Below are 15,617 nucleotides of genomic sequence, written 5' to 3' on the forward strand. Positions count from 1 at the left end.
CTACGCCATTTGTACCTGCAGTTTGTGATACTCCCAAAGCTTGCCCTGCTGGTCGATGAGTTCACCGTAGGATCCGTTCTCGACGATCTTACCTTCTTCTAGCACGAATACTTTGTCGGCAGACTCTACGGTAGACAGTCGATGTGCGATGATGATGACCGTTCGGTTCTGCATCAGGTGTTCAAGGGAATCGTGGACCAGCTTTTCTGATGCCGAATCAAGTGCACTGGTCGCCTCATCAAGGACGAGGATGTCCGGGTCTTGCAGGAGCGATCGAGCAATTGCAATCCGTTGTCGCTGGCCCCCTGAGAGGCGGACGCCTCGGTCACCCAGAGGCGTATCAAACCCGTCCGCCATTTCTTCGATGAAGTCGAGCGCATTCGCTTGGGCTGCGACCGCACGGAGCCGTTGTTCGTCCACACCATCCAGTCCGTAGCAGATGTTGTCGCGCACGGAGGCGTTGAACAAGAATGTGCTCTGGCTCACGACTGCAATTCGATTGCGGAGATCGGACAGTCGGTACTCCCGGATGTCGTGCCCGTCGTACAGGATTCTCCCTTCTGTTGGGTCGTACACACGGATAATTAGATCTGCCAAGGTGGACTTGCCGGCTCCGGATCCGCCCACGAAGGCCACTGTCTGTCCCCGCTCAATTTCAAAGCTCACATCCCGAATGACCTTACTCCCTGGTTCGTATTCGAAGCTGACGTGCTCCAGCACGATTCGATCGGTAAAGGCGGGTAAGCGCCGGTTTCCGTCCTGAATGTACGGTTTGTTTGCTGCGTCCAGAAACTCGACAACGTCTTCCAGCGAGCCCCGCTGTGCGGCCCATTGCCCTCGCAAGCCATTTACGTTCTGCAGGAAGGGCATCAACCGAAAGAGGGCGAAGAGATACGTGAGAAGCGTCGCGACACTCATCGTCCCCGCAAGGACGAAGTACTTCATTGCGATCACGATGAGTGTGATCAGAGCCGTGGAGGAGACGGACTGCGAGATCGGGCCGATCATCGAATTCATCCGCCCAATATCGACTGCGACGTCAGCAAGGCGTCGGCTCTCTCTTTTGTAGCGTTCAGCCTCATACTCATTATTGCCCGAAAGCGAGACGGTACGGATACCCTGAATCATCTGAGAGACGATCGACATCACGCGGCTATTGACCTTCGGTATTTCACGTCCTTCCTTCCGTAGACGCCGGACGAAGAGGGTCATCCCACCGAATAGAATCCCACAGAGCAGCACAACGAGCGACGTGAGCTTCCAGGAAAGCAAAACAATCGCGGCGGAATACATCACAATCATGTAGCCCTGGATCATGATCTGAACCGCCGTATCGAAAAAATACTGGACCCGCGAAACCTCTCCACGGACTGTGTTCAGAATCCGCCCCGCGTCGTTTTTCGAGAAGTAAGACAACGACAGTGCGTTGATCTGGTCGACCACCTCACACCGAATTCGGTGCAGGATGTCTTGCTTCATGCGGATGCTAAAATATTGGCCCAGATACCCAAACCCCGCACGCATGAAAATGCTCAGGAGGATCAGGCCCGAGATGTGGAATAATCGGTACTCGACATCAGCATCGACAGCCAGAATATATGTGTCGATGAATTCAATCCCACTTCGCCATGATTCTTGATCTGGTGACGTTAGGCCCTCCAGAAAAGGGATTAGGAGCCCGAGCCCGAGCCCCTCGAAGAGGGCTCCGAGCCCAAGAAAGACGACCGTGACAGCGAACGTCTTCCGCTCATACCAGAGGTGGCGAAGCAGAAATCGACGATATTTGTCCTTCGGGCGAAGATATTTCGTATACAGTGCGCGCAGAAGACGAAGCACCCGCGAGGGGGACTCATTCGTCAGCGTGCCGTTATCGGTCCGAAAAAATGAGGCCATGAGAAGAGGAATGAGTGGGCGTTCCTGAAAGGAAGCATACGCCGCACCCCGGTTGGCATGTGTCTACTGAAGGGGGAAGACGACCGGGGATGGCATACGAAGGAACGAAGGGCGATGGACGAGTACGTACCACCATCGTGCTAAAGCAAAAGGTGTCCTGGCAGAAAGTAGATCGGGCTCGAAACGCTTGAGTCATGCCAAGAAAATCTGTACACCGACGGCTTTCGCTCAGCGAAGTTGATCATCGCTTCGAACCTACAACAGCCTGAAGGTATCTACACAAGCACAAGAATCTCTGAGCTTTTAGCGTGTCGAGGATGATCCAACGGAGAGAAGGAAGACGACCGGACGACGGTCGCGGTACAGCACCAGGCAGCTAAAAGTGGGTCGGAAAGGATCCAGATGCAGGGTGTTGGACCGGTGCGAGTTGTCGACTGACATCCCACCAGCTACGTATGCAGACGTAGGTGTGTGAGCTGACCAATGAGCGAAGTCATCGGGTCTTTCGCGCGATCGGGATCCACAGCGAAGAAGGTTTCTTCGGCCACGTTCCGGCGCATATGGTCAATTCGGCGAGCCACGCGAAAGGGAATACCCCGAGAACGGTCGAAACGGCTCCACAGCGACCACGATAGCGGAAGCCCGCCGAAGCAATCGCGCAGACGCTCGGCCATTGCCGTCTCGTGAGAGATGTCGGATAGCAATCCCCTTTCGACGAGAGTTTCACGAATCTCGTCGGGTCGGGAGGAAGGGGACTGGAGCAAGCCGTGAAGGGTATCAATCAGCGAGAGAAGACGCTCAATGACGACCTCGTCGTTGAAGTGGCTTAGTACATAGCGTCGGCCCTCGGCCCCCATGGCCTCACGACGGCGTTGATCGGTTGCGAGGTCGTAAACCGCGTCAAAAAGCTTCGACCACTTTGCTACAACGTATCCTGTCTGGCCATTGCGTACGACTTCACACTGGCTGTTGTCGCGACTGGGTGTAGAAAGGGTTACGACCGGCACGCCGCACGCTTGCGATTCTGCCAGAACGTTTCCGAACGTCTCGCCCTGACGTGTGATGTGCATAAAGATATCGAATGCTCCGTACGCACGTCTAAGTTCGGTCGGGTCGTCAATTCGATCCAGGATTCGGATGTAAGGCCGCGTCTTCGGATCAAGCATGCCTACTGCGGATCTGAATTTCTCTGACGGCGCGACGGAGACGAGCCAGGCATTCACCCCACAAGCTCGAAGGCGTCGGACAAGGGGCAGAAGAGACGAATGAGACTTCCCAGCATATGATTGACCAACCCGACCCAGCAGCACAGCATCATCGGGGATGCCGTGCGATTGGCGCCAGTCCGTTCGGAGTTTCGACGACGTGGGGAAAAAGCGATCACCACGCACGGCATTCGGTACCGTGACGAGTACCGGCTTCGACGACGCTCGGCTCTTTCGATTCAGTGAGCGTTGTTCATAGGCCCAGCAGCACCACGATGACAACTGGCAACTGGCATGAAGAAGAGACTCGTAGGAGCTTGGCTCACCCCATATATTCTTCTCGATAAAAACAGTTTGTCGCGACAGTCGGCTCTTCAAAAGCGGGACCAGAGACGCTGGGACGCTGTGGGAGTGAATATGAACAGCGTCAGGAGACCATTCCTCGACCTCCCGTAATACGGCGTCCGTTCTCGCCGTACCGGGATTCATGACGCCGATCCAGGTCGGTACGCCCTCTGCTTCAAGATCTGCATACATCGGACCGCTTTCAGCCGCCCACAGCCGGGAATCACGTCCACAGCGAGCATAACCCGTTGCGTAATTCGTCGATACACGTTGGACCCCGCCCGTCTTCAATCCTGGTGTAATCGTGAGTATTTTCTGAGCGCGCGACATGAGGGATAAATATCTGAGTACAAAACACGAAGGCTACAAGGAAGACGTAGCCTTCGAACGGCCGTTCATGCCCGTTATCGCCGATACGGACAGCAACAGGTCATCACGGCGCTTGGCGCGCGTGTAGCCGGTTAGGAAGCCTCGATGCCACGCAAATTGATAGGCTTCGATAAATCGTCTGTCAGAAGCGAAGGAACGCGCCACGATTGACCGAAGACCCTGGGTAATCCAGTTCATGTAGAGCCACACCGGCGTGTGTGTCTTATTCGACGCCAAATGTTTCGCGCATAACGTCCATCCCGGCCACAACGCCTCGCGATACCGACGATCGAGGATCCATTCTTCCGTGTATGTTGCGGGAGATACGCGATGTTCTACACGGGCGTCGGGGACAAATATCGGTTCGCAGCCTGATTCCTGAAGTCGAATTTGCATCTCCGTTTCGTCCCCGACCGAATTTAAGGTGGATCCGGGACCCAGCCGTGGATCGAATCCTCCGGTCGCGCGCAGGTCGTGTGCGTAGGCCGCCCAGTTAAAGCCCATAAATCCCGTAAACCTTCTATCCTTGGTAACGGGGTTGTGGATTCGATCTTGCGCTGAAGCGGGGAGGTATGCTTTTATATGGGTTGGAATGACACGGTTTTTTGGCGTTTCATGTGGCCCTCCGAAATAGGCTCGTTTGGGGGCAGATTCTGCTGCGTGAACGTATGCGTTTAGAATGTCGGAATGGAAGGTGATGTCGTCGTCCGTAAAGAAGATGAGTCCATCTTCGATCGCGCGGAGAGCTGCATTCAGAGCCGATGTTTTTCCCGGACGACTGCGAAAGATATACTGAAGATTTGGGATGCCCGTGTTCGTAGAGGACAGATGACGCAATGTCGCAGAATCACCGTTCTCTACAATGACCGTTTTGTTGTAGCATGAGGGAAAATCACACGAAGCAAGCGACTGAATTGTGCGCGACAGTTTTTCCGTTCGGCTCGAGGCTGCGATGACGATGGAAAGGGAGAGAGGGTGTGTGCGCATAGTCGAGGACCGGTTCGACGAAACATCAAGGGGCGGGCCAGTAGTCAAACAGGGGAATTCCCCCATGGTGCTGAGTTGTGAAACGACTCGACGGAATGGTGCAAGCAGACTAATTCGACAATCGTCCTGGATCGGGCACCTGCCTCGCGCGGTGGACGTATCAACGGGACAATCGGAGCACCAAAAGGGTCAGGCTTGAGGCTGTGCCGATCAGTGTGCTGATCATGCGTAGCCCGATCGTTCGGCGTCGCTTCACTTCAATAGCTAATATATCGTTGTTCTGAAGATCTGGGTATGACGACCCCTCCTCCAATATGTCCTCGATCTTTTCCCGGTAGATCTGTTTTCGTTCGCCACCAACGGATCGGTAGATCACGACATATGGAGTCGATCGCTGCCCGATTTGATCGAGGCCGATTCCTGGAACCTGAACGACGGAGAGAAACTCGACGAGATCGACATCTCGCTCAACGCGCCAAATACCGGGTCGATTGGCTTCTCCCCAGACGTTCACAATCATCGTGGCTTCTCCAGGGCGGGCGTATGTTTGGATATTTGCGTCCGTCGGGGTGCTTCCTGAACCGGCTACGCCCTGCGCATACGTTGATAAAGGCACGCCAGTAATGAAAACAATCACAGTCAGAAACGACGCAAGACGGCGCAGCTCGGAGTTGGACATAGACCTATCACGGAAGGGGGAATTCAGTGTGCGAGAAGATTACGGGCACGACGAGATACGTGGATACTCCTCTGGATTACTGAGGGGTATCAATTTGGGCATAAACATCAAGGTTCGCGATCATGCCAGAAACTGAAATACGGCTGCCACGGGAGTAACCGCGGCAGCCGCGAGACCATTCAGTTTCTTTTTTTTGTAACTGGAAAAACGTCGGCCTCATGAATGAATGAGAGATGAGCCGGTCTCCTCTCTTGGTGTCACCGGTTCTATCGGATGATGGTCATTTTTCCAGTTCGACTTATCGATCGGTCATCGATCTTCACCGTCAGGCGATACAAGTACATTCCTGCCGCCAGGTTACCTGCCTCCAGTGTCAGCCGCTGGTTTCTTCCGGCCTGAATGCCGCGTTCCGGTACGCGGATGACGCGTTGTCCCAGGACATTGTAGACGTCCATGCTAACGACAGCAGGTATGGGTACGTCAAGCACAATGTCAGTCGACGAATGGAATGGGTTCGGGTAATTCCCTTTCAGCTCGAAGGACGAAGGGACGTCCTTCAAAGCACTAAGTGGCAACGACAGTCTGAGCGAGGACACGGTTGAATCGTTGAGAACAAAGGTGGCCCCATCCCTCAGGTCATACGTTCGTCTGCTGGCTCCGCCTCCAACTTCCTCTGCGGTCCCGGCCGCAGCCTTTCCGGAGACGGATACGGAAATGGGATACGCAGACGCCTGCAGCGAAATCGTGCTCGTTGTTGTAGTGAGTAGACGACTATCTCCGTCGAAACGGACGTCGAATGAGCCCGTCGGTGGTTTAGGAGGCATCGCATACTGATCCACGATGGCAGGGTTATTCACGTCCGAGATCTGAAGGACTTGCGTCGCCCCATGTGCATCTTTGAATTGCATCGACATCCGAGGTTCGACTGGTTCGGCATCGGACATCGACTTTGAGCTCGCGATCGTGGCGGAGGAAGTACAATCGAGCGTGATAGTGATTGGGTCCGAAACACGAACCCAGATCCCCTCGAATGGCACCGTCGATGTCGTTGTGGTGTAGCTTCCGTTGCTATAACGGTACGCAGTAACCACCTCGGAGGGGAGAGGAACCGTGCAGTTCGGCCCCGAAATCAAATTCCAGCCCGTGTTCAGGTGCACCCGTACGGATGTAAGCGGGAATCCATCGTACGTCTGGGATCCCCCCGCGGGGGCATTTATCCAGTACCCTTGACCATTCCGGACCTGCGAGAAGGCGACATATCCACCATTGTACCCCAGGATCGAACCTGGCTCAATGAGGGGAAGCAAGGTCGCCGACGGCACAGCTCCTACGTCATAAGACAGTCCCCATAGGGTCCAACCGGTTCCAATTGACTCCGTAAAGCTCGCCAGATCGGCCGGGTCATACGGTGAGAATGTGATCGTCAGGGTTGAGGGAGTCCCCGAAAGAGTGGTCGAGGACTGAGACTTCATGTTCACGACGTTCGAACTCGACGATGAGCTCATCTCGAACGTGCCCAACGGTAACAGTGCAGGCTCCCACGAAAGTGTAATTGGATTCGTGCTTCCTTGTACATCTAGTGTCCACTCGAGGGTAGACGGATAGGTTACGCTCGGACGAATATCCGTGAATAGGTCAAAGCTGCCTCCTATGAATCGCGCGTCGAATGCGTCCACAGGCGGAGTAGGCGGTGCCTTGACATCCTCGCCAGGGTCGAAGCCACTGGTTGCCGTTCCCGACGTGCCGAACGAACGTTGAAGGGTTACTGAACCAGAGGTAACGGACATCGAGGCGACGAACGAGTCAGACGTCGGCAAAGGCTCGAACGTTGCCGTGATGAGATAGTCGGCATTCATGGTGAACTCGATCGGGTTGTTTGTCCCGGTGCGTTCTCCAGACCAACCTGCGAAGTACCATCCGCTTGCCGGTACGGCTTCGACCGACACGACAGTGCCTTGATCATAAAAGTCCTGGTTAGGGCTTTTCACGATGCTTCCCTCGCCCACGACCTGCGTATTAAGCGTGTACTGCTCGATTTGCTCGGAGAAGGTTGCTGTAACAGCAATGTTGGAGTCGACCGTGACCGAAATCGGGTTTGACGTGCCCGTCACATCACCGGACCAGCCAGCGAAAAGCCACCCTGAGCCGGGCTCTGCAGTGAGTTCGACACTTGATCCAGCATCGTACGATGCTTGATCCGGAGTTTTCGTCACCGTTCCAGTGCCTTGGGTCGAGGTCGACACCGTGTATGTGGCGCTTGTGGACTCGGTGAACGTTGCACTAACGGTCACATCGGAGTCCATCGTGACACTGATTGGGTTTGTCGATCCCGTGACATCACCGGTCCACTCGACGAACTCCCAGCCGGCTGCTGGCGTGGCCGTGAGCTCGACGATCGTTCCAGGTGCATACGTGCTTTGGTCCGGGGATTGGGTGACCGTCCCGCTTCCCTGGACATTTGTCGTCAGCGTGTAAGACACCGATGTGTCTTCACTCAAGACTTCGATTGCGCTGACCTTCGCGTTGTTTACTACGCTGGTGAAGTTCAGAGTCAGGGATCCGTCTGAGACTGTTATCCCTGATACTTCTTTAACGAGCGCCGTTAAGGGGGCTCCCGTCTCTGCGAGGATGTCGAAATCGTCGAGGATCAGTGAGCCTTCAGCGGATACATCGAATACCCGCTGTCCAGGGTCATTCGTCCCGCGTTCGACGCCGAAGAACAGTTCCGCAAAGTGTAGTCGGACCGTATATGAGCCGTCGCTCACCGGAATGTCGTAGGTCATGTCCCCGTACCGCTCCGTTCGGTAGAGTGGGTCCTCTTGGGTCCCCGCAATCGCGGTGGTGCTACTTACCTTATATTTGGTTCCGCCGGAGTTGTATTGATCACCGCTCCATACTTCACCCGTGGTCGCTGTGTATGCTGACCCGCCAGTGTTCAGGCGCTGTTCCGATACCAGCTGGAGGGGCTCATATTTAAGTAGGACCCGGTCAGACGGGTCGCTCTGAGAGCCGGATTGGTCGACAACGACCGCGCTCAGTACGTTGTAGCCGCCGTCTGCAGAGCTATTCAGCAAGTTGATGGAGATCTCCGCTGTGCCGTTGTTGTCAAGCGTAGCCGTATACTCCTGGACTTGCTTAACACTGTTCACATCATACGGCGAGACCTGGTAGCCACCGGTTGACGGAAGATGGAGGGCAGCCTCGGTCTGCAGGAGTCGAACGGTCTCGCCGGGCGTGCCCGTTACGCGGACGGTCTGCCCAGCGCTGTTCACTGTTGTGGGGAGCGTGGTGATTCCATCAATAGAAATCGATGGCGTTGCGGGTCGACCGCTTTTCGCTATCGCCACGCCCCCGCTAGTCGTCGAAGATCCATATCCACGGAAGATCTTGCTCGAGTAGCTCAACCCCGTCGAAAATGTCATCTGGACATCTGTGCCCGTAAGCTCAAGGCCAGAAACATGGGCGGCATTGTTTGGCCCCGGAGGTTCCGTGCCTTTGATGCTTGTTGGATCCACATCGACGGAAAATGAAAAGCTTTCGGTCGGGTCGAACTCTGTAAACGTCAGTTCGAGCACACCGTACCCGTCGTCCCCATCCGTCCCGTTTGTGGGTTCGACAAAGGAATGTCCCGAAAAGCCTGTTGATGAACCTCCGTCTGCAGGGGTCAGTGTCACAGCATCAGTTGCACCGGCCGTTCCGAGTGGATCGAATACAGCGTCGGAAATCAGAGCAGATCGAAGGTCAATACGGACGGACTGGATGAGCTCACCGTCGGCAGAATCGTTTGTCACAACAAATGCTCCGGATGAGGAAGTTGTGGCGTCGATGGTCCCATTCTGCGTTACGGCTAAGGTACCAGCCGATGTCTGCGGCGCCTCTTCAATCCGGAAGTACTCGTAATCAGCCTGGAATGTACTTGCACTGCCCCCCGTTGTGGCCATGGTACCAACCGCAAGGCCCGTGGGTAGACCGCTGCTGGAAAGCGTATGCGATCCTGTCATCGCGTCCAACAGCGCGCCGGACACCGAGACCGAGGTTCCGAGCTTCACCTCAGGATTCGAACCCACTGCATATGCCGCCTGTACCGTAGATGCGTCAGGGTCGATGTAGATAAATAGGCTGACATTCTCTGCTGTATCGACGAGTCCATTTACGGGAAATAGTTGGCGCGATACGCTATCATCGGACTCAATTACAAACTCAAGGCCTCCATCGGCTCCCTGCGCGGAAAAGTCAGAACTCGCACTGAGGGTGAGCGAGACAAAGTTGGATTGGTCTCCTGTACCCACGAATATGCCCTGCTCAAAACCGTCGGTCGGCGCGTTGTTAAAGTACGACCCGATTAGCTGGGCCTCGACGCGGTATGGTACGCTGGGCGGTGCGATTCCGAATTGGAAGCCATTGCTCAGATTGTTCGTTGTGCCATACGCTGTGCCGCTTCCGACCTCAATGATAGAAAACTGTCCGGTTGCTCCGCCCGTCAAGAGGTTTGAGGGCTCAAACATGGACTTGTAGTCGGTCGACCCATTCGTCATGAGCCCAGTAAATCCGATGCCGCCGGCGAGATTGACGTTCAAATCCGCAAGGAACAGGTCCTTGAAGGCGGGGACATTCAGATTTGTGCCGTTCGATCCATCAACCTGAAACGGGTCGGTTAGATCGGCTTCGCCGTCGTTGTCGTCATCCGGATCATTCAGATCCGATACGAGAAAGTCCCGGGTGCCACTGTCAATCTCTTCTTGCTCCAGGGCAGCGTCATTATTGAGCGGGACGTCTGATGCGGAGCATGCGTTGACGCCGTTGTCAATCTCATCTGCGTTTGTGTAATTGTCGCCATCTTCGTCGATCGTATCGTCGTACGTTCCGCTGCACAGCAGGTCTTCGTCAGGCTCGAGTATAGCAATCGAGCCTCCACCGCCGTACGTCGCAACCCAGATAACACCCGGGTAGGGTGAGTCGTCTCCTGTAATGGTAAGGTCAAGCGGTGCGGACAGTCCTGAGGCGAGATTGGAGGTCGTAACCACACCTGTTCCCGACGCATCGACATCGACATGCTTGATGGTCCCGTCGTTCAGGCTTGCAAGCATGAGGTCGCCTTGCAGGTTGCCCTGCGCCAGGTACTCTGCAATTCCGTTCACGGACAGTTTGTGCCACGTTGCAAGAGCACCGTCATCATCGCCCGCGCTTCGGTAGTCACACTCAATCGGGTTCGCGGTAGGAACGACTTCGGCCCAGTCCGACGGGAGTTGGGGGTCCCCAGGCTCGAGCCAAGCGCCGTTCAGATAGAGGCCAGCTTCGTCGTTTCCGCGAACAGGGGCAGGGTGACCACCATAGTAGCCGGCTGTCACCAGATGGAGATTATCTTTGTTGTTAACCTTGGGATCTCCGCCCGGGCCCATGCTCGTCGAGCCAGGTTCGTTTGGATCGTATGCATTGGTACACGTGCCGGGGAGATCGCCATCTGGATCGCTGGGATAGTCAGATTCTCCTAATGGATGTCCTCCCCAGCCGGGGTTGGCTCCATTATCAATTACCCACAGGTTTCCGCCCTCGGTCAGTACGAGGTCATACGCATTGCGCCATCCAGGGGAATAGATCTGGACCGGACTGTCGGTGGTGATTTTTGCCTGGTTCAGTCCGTCATTTCCTCCGAATGGGTCGTTTTCGTCGGTGTATCCAGAGGAGGGGGACAGGTCCAGTACTTCAACATCTAGTGTTACACCCTGCGGAGACCCCTGGAAAGGCGAACCGGCAGCTACATACATCTGGTTGTCGTATACGACGGCCTGCGTCCCGTGCCGACCGGAGTTCATGGGGGAGAGCGTTCGCCAAGTTTCTGTGGCGACGTTAAAGGCCTCGACCGTGTCGTAGGCATTCGATTGAAGGTTGCTTTCCCCTCCTGCGACGATAATTTCGCCGTTGATAAGGCCTGTAGGGGCAGCTGCACGAGGCGTAGGGAGATTGCTTGACTCAGCTAGCGTGCTCCATGTCCCTGAGTCGAAGTCGTATACATCCACCTCCGGGACGGTTTGATTGAAGATTGTCCCATCGGATGGGTCCGACTCGCGTCCTCCTATCGCGTATAGTTTGTTGTTGTATACCGTTACGAAAAAATGGTCGCGCGCGTGCGGTGCATCAGGAAGCGTTGTCCATGTGCCGGTAGAGGGATCGAACGCGTCGAATTTAGCAGTCGCCGGGCCATTGTGGCCGTTAGCATTGCCGCCCAAAAGGTAGATCTGCCCGTTATAGACGGCTGCGCCTCCACCGCCACGTCGACGATCGACCGGAATTTCCGCTCCAATCGACCAGGAGTCCGAAGCGGTATCGTATTCGTAAACGTTGGTGGCCGGTGGTTCATTGCAACAGGCTCCTGTCATTCCCCCGACTGCGTACACAACCCCACCTATTTCTACGGCTTGGAAGTGGTGGAGCGAGCCCGGCCAGCCCGTACCGGTTGGCATGGTGGATCCTGCACTCCAAGACGCCGAAACTGGGTCGTAGGTCTGAACAGTTTGAGATTCGCGACTCCCGATCATGTAGAATCGGCCGTCAACATTGATGAACGACGTTTCATGTCGGTCCTCAATGCCGGCCGCATCCGTCTGCCACACCCCGATTCCGACATCGGTTCGTGTCGGATCGTTCAAGGTCGGCATGTTATATTTGTACATGCGCCCGTTCGAGTCCGTCTTCGTCGGGAGCGCCTCGATCGTTGCGAGATCGATGGTTAAGACCGCTGCCGAATAGGCGTATTCCGTTGTTAGAGCAAAATTGTTCGACGGGGCACCAGCGTTCGTGTGGCCGCCGACCGCGACGTAGAGCGTATTGCTGGTCGCGTCCATTTGAATCCCGTTTACGGAATGATTCTCCTCGGATCTTGGTAGACCTCGCACCAAGTCGATGGCAGACCATGACGTGCCATCGTACGTCAATTTCGTCAACACACCGGAATTCGTATCGAGATTTGCATCTGAACCGTCGCTTCCTGCTCCTATGCGTGGGTCGCTTGATCCGACGTAAAGCACTGGCAGCGACTCATCTTGCGGATTCGAGCTAACGTAAATACCGGTTACTTGTCGTTGCCCTTGCCACTCAGACGGTGCCAGCGTCCCATCGTCGTTGTGATTCGGAATACTCTGAATGGCGGTTATCGACTCGACCGCTGTCGCTGTGTAGTTGTTAGCTGAACCTTTGGATATCGTGATGGCCTGAATCAGTCCGTTCTGCTGGGCTACGTACAGTCGACCGTCCGGGCCAAACTGGAGCGAGGTTGGAGCGGAGAGATCGAGGTTTTGCAGCGTGCTGGTAGTAAAGCTTTGCGCTACTGCAGAGACAGGGTATAACAGCAGCGAGACGAGGAGGAGGAGGAGGAACAGGTATCCATTGAGGGTCGTCGCCCAGGACGTAAAATACCGTCGCGTGACTCTTCGTAAACCGCTCATGATTCAGCCGGAAGTAGAAATGGGAGGTGGCCAACCTGTTTGCTACGATTCATTCTGTATTTAACCGAGCATCAGGAGGCCGGGAGAGATTGAGTACATTGAATGTATGGTTCTTGTACGTGCTATCGCGTCAACCACGCTAGGATCGGTATCGATTACTTCTGGATCATTGATGTACAACCTTTGAAGACCCACAGCCCAACCACGAGTGTGCTCTTCCTTTGCATTCTAGGCGCAAATGCGCGAATGCGCGTGAATGACTGCAGGCATACATGTGTTATTTCAGACTCGTCGAGCGATGGCAAACTCGGTATGTGATTCTCGTAAGAACAAGAATAGCGAACTGTGGGCGTGTAGGTGGGCATAAAAAACGTACGCTTAGTGTGGTCGTGATGGCGAAGGGCCATCTGGATGAGCGCACTGAGGTTTATCGTGTATCCATATCATAACTTTTTATGAGTGGATCATGATGAGCCACGTCCGTGGGGGATATGTGGCGACTTGGGAGAGTCTGACGACGTATGTGTCGCGACGGCGTGCTCCAGAGGATTGCCTCGCTGATGCCTAATCCTGCGCACCGATGCGCCGCAGTCGGTACAATGTGCGAGGCCGGTCAGCGGATACTGTGGAGCATCTCTGCTATCCCTTCCGATCCGACAGGTCCGCTGCCCGCCCTTCGCGCTTCATGATCCCTCTGTTTGTTCACGTTCGGCGCCAAGGTGCTCCACTCACCGCATCTCAACTGCGCAAGGAGGCGGCATCGTTGCTCGAGGTCGTCCCCGGCGTGCTGGACGTCAGCTTGGTGTCTCCGTTTGCTGGCATGTCGTGCGTCCGGCCGGAGGGAGCGACCGAGCGAACGTGGATCGCGGACGATGGGGAAACGGCGTGCGTAGCAGACGCGAGGTTCGATCACATCGATGACCTCAGAGCCGGATTCCCCGTTTCTCCGAACGCACCCGCTGCGGACATTGTCCAGGCTGCGTATCGGGAATATGATGGAGATGCGCCTCGATACCTTCCGGGGGATCTGGCCATCGTGATCTGGGACGAACGCAAGGAACAGCTTCTGGCAGCACGGGATCGCATTGGAACGCGCCCGCTCTTCTACCAGGAAACGAGCGATGGCATCGTTGTGTCATCCGAGTTGGTCGCGTTTAGGGCCTTTGGCGGGCTGGATCGGGTACGAGAGGACGCCGTAGCCGAATTTCTTGCAGGTGCCCCACGATTGGCATCCGCAACGATGTACGAGCGGGTCCACCGCGTCCCTCCCGGGCATATGCTCGTGGCGGACGGTGCGGGTACACGGGTGGAGCGCTATGATGCATTTCACTCCGATGCTTGTTTTCGCCGAAAGGACCCGTCCGATGTTCGGGCTGCTTTTCTTGAGCGGTTCCGGTCGGCCGTTCGAGTGCGTTGTGATGCCGGAGGTACCCCGGACGAACTGGATGATCGTCCGCCGGCCGTTCTGCTGAGCGGAGGCCTGGATTCGTCGCTCATCGCCTGCTGTGCACGAGATCATGCCCAGACTCGCGACCGCGGACCCGTCACCGCACTCACGTCGGTCTATTCCCGGGAGGAGTGTTCGGAAATCGACTTCGTGGAGGCCGTGACCGAAACCGGCGGATTCGACTGGATGCCCGTTCCGGCGGACGATCTCCGTCCAATCGATCATCTTCTGCAGATCGTCTCTCGGCTACGCGAGCCTCTTTTTGCCCCACATGCCTCCGCCTCGGAGGACCGGTTCGAGGCGGCCCGCGACGCCGGCGTCCGTATCCTTCTGGATGGACACGGAGGCGACGAAGTCGTGTCACACGGGCCGGTGCGAATGAGAGAGCTGGCCGTGAGCGGTCGCTGGTGGCAGCTCGCGCGAGAGGCGCGGGGAATGGCCGATCCGACGATCCCTCATCACGCTGCGCTCCTCTGGGGGTTGGCCGTCTATCGTGGCGTCGGGCACCGGTTGACGCAGAATCTCCCTCACCGCGTTCGAAGCCGAGTTCAGAGTTTGATAGGTCGAATGCAGGCAATGGCCTCGCCCGAACGCGGATCACCCACGGCGACATGGCGCGACGTGCTGCGTCCAGACCTCGTGGACGTCTGTTCCGGACGAGTAGAACAGGCTCGTCGGCTTGACCACAGGGCCGCGTCCACCAGTCACGAAGCCCACCGTCGGCTCGTAAGCGGGACTGACCAGCCGTTTTTTCTAGAATCACTGACGCGTCTCGCAGCCTCACACGGCGTGGAATTGCGGTTTCCCTTCTGGGATCGTGACCTGGTGGAATTTTGCCTCTCCCTTCCAGGCGAGTGGAAGTTAAGGGACGGTTGGGATCGGTACATCCTCCGCGACGCGACGGCGGGCGTCCTTCCCGATGCGATCCGCTGGCGTACGGAAAAAACCAACTTCTTTCCGTCCTTTCGCGATGGCTTGCGGGCCGAGATTGAGAGCGCCCGTAACCTCATTGAGGACGAATCGAATCCTGCGCGACCGTTCGTTCAGATTGATACGGTCCGCTCTCTGCTGAACGTGGCGTGCGACCCGGAAACCCATCCCGGCGACCTGCTTCTTCTATGGCGAGTCCTCGTTCTCTTTGCCTGGCTCAAAACGCTTCAGGATGATCTGGACTCCGTCGCTTCGGGATCCGCCTGTTTTCCGCGCCAAGGCTCACACGCCAACCCTGCTATCCCCACCCCTTGACACCG

Annotated in this window: 6 protein-coding genes; 1 reads left to right on the plus strand and 5 read right to left on the minus strand. The window is 56.1% G+C overall.

Annotated elements, in window-relative coordinates; translation table 11 throughout:
- From hepA to CRI94_RS12570, 5 genes are all read right to left on the minus strand, one after another.
- Complete coding sequence (hepA, locus tag CRI94_RS12550; protein ID WP_098076234.1) at positions 1-1,893, minus strand: heterocyst formation ABC transporter subunit HepA; 1,893 nt, start codon at positions 1,891-1,893, stop codon at positions 1-3.
- A 449-nt stretch (positions 1,894-2,342) separates the two neighbouring features.
- Positions 2,343-3,773, minus strand: a complete 1,431-nt coding sequence (locus tag CRI94_RS12555) for a glycosyltransferase family 4 protein (RefSeq protein ID WP_098076236.1) — start codon at positions 3,771-3,773, stop codon at positions 2,343-2,345.
- Positions 3,774-3,806: 33 nt separating this feature from the next.
- Positions 3,807-4,799 (minus strand): glycosyltransferase family 2 protein, encoded by a 993-nt coding sequence (locus tag CRI94_RS12560; protein ID WP_179862286.1) that lies wholly within the window; start codon positions 4,797-4,799, stop codon positions 3,807-3,809.
- 160 nt (positions 4,800-4,959) lie between these two features.
- Positions 4,960-5,478: a hypothetical protein gene (locus CRI94_RS12565; protein ID WP_098076240.1), complete on the minus strand. Its 519-nt coding sequence runs from the start codon at positions 5,476-5,478 to the stop codon at positions 4,960-4,962.
- 266 nt (positions 5,479-5,744) lie between these two features.
- Positions 5,745-12,920 (minus strand): InlB B-repeat-containing protein, encoded by a 7,176-nt coding sequence (locus CRI94_RS12570; RefSeq protein WP_098076242.1) that lies wholly within the window; start codon positions 12,918-12,920, stop codon positions 5,745-5,747.
- A 685-nt stretch (positions 12,921-13,605) separates the two neighbouring features.
- Between CRI94_RS12570 and CRI94_RS12575 the strand changes: the two genes are divergently transcribed.
- Positions 13,606-15,612: an asparagine synthase-related protein gene (locus CRI94_RS12575; protein WP_179862287.1), complete on the plus strand. Its 2,007-nt coding sequence runs from the start codon at positions 13,606-13,608 to the stop codon at positions 15,610-15,612.
- The last annotated feature ends 5 nt before the right edge of the window (positions 15,613-15,617 follow it).

It is taken from the genome of Longibacter salinarum (assembly GCF_002554795.1).
Lineage (GTDB): Bacteria > Bacteroidota > Rhodothermia > Rhodothermales > Salinibacteraceae > Longibacter > Longibacter salinarum.

What these genes read in the sequence shown, in the direction of transcription:
- hepA (WP_098076234.1), bottom strand. Translation starts at nt 1,893, where the DNA reads ATGGCCTCATTTTTTCGGACCGATAACGGCACGCTGACGAATGAGTCC.
- CRI94_RS12555 (WP_098076236.1), bottom strand. Translation starts at nt 3,773, where the DNA reads ATGTCGCGCGCTCAGAAAATACTCACGATTACACCAGGATTGAAGACG.
- CRI94_RS12560 (WP_179862286.1), bottom strand. Translation starts at nt 4,799, where the DNA reads ATGCGCACACACCCTCTCTCCCTTTCCATCGTCATCGCAGCCTCGAGC.
- CRI94_RS12565 (WP_098076240.1), bottom strand. Translation starts at nt 5,478, where the DNA reads ATGTCCAACTCCGAGCTGCGCCGTCTTGCGTCGTTTCTGACTGTGATT.
- CRI94_RS12570 (WP_098076242.1), bottom strand. Translation starts at nt 12,920, where the DNA reads ATGAGCGGTTTACGAAGAGTCACGCGACGGTATTTTACGTCCTGGGCG.
- CRI94_RS12575 (WP_179862287.1), top strand. Translation starts at nt 13,606, where the DNA reads ATGATCCCTCTGTTTGTTCACGTTCGGCGCCAAGGTGCTCCACTCACC.